This is a genomic window from Metabacillus sp. 113a, from assembly GCF_050107635.1.
Classification (GTDB): domain Bacteria; phylum Bacillota; class Bacilli; order Bacillales; family Bacillaceae; genus Metabacillus_B.
This window is the reverse complement of record NZ_JBNILJ010000058.1, coordinates 1-223: the sequence shown is the minus strand read 5'-3', so window position 1 is coordinate 223 and position 223 is coordinate 1. Positions and strand designations below refer to the sequence as shown.

At 40.8% G+C, this 223-nt stretch carries 1 protein-coding gene; it reads left to right on the top strand.

All coding sequences use genetic code 11. The features are described from left to right. A partial coding sequence (locus ACQCVE_RS19695; protein WP_426863679.1) for a transposase occupies positions 1-222 on the top strand: 222 nt, incomplete at its 5' end. Between the last annotated feature and the right edge of the window lies 1 nt (position 223).

The following is a 223-nucleotide window of genomic DNA, read 5'->3' as shown; positions in this document are numbered from 1 at the left end:
CTGTCTCATTTCATCGAATATAAAGCAAACCTAGTGGGTATTAAAGTTGAATATGTGAATCCCGCCTACTCGAGTCAAACTTGTCCGAAATGTTCGAAAAAAAATAAAGCCATAGACAGGAAATATACGTGTCAGTGCGGATTCGAAAAACATAGAGATGTAGTCGGTGCAATGAATATTCGCTATGCACCTGTGGTTGGCGGTCATAGTCAACCAGCCTAAG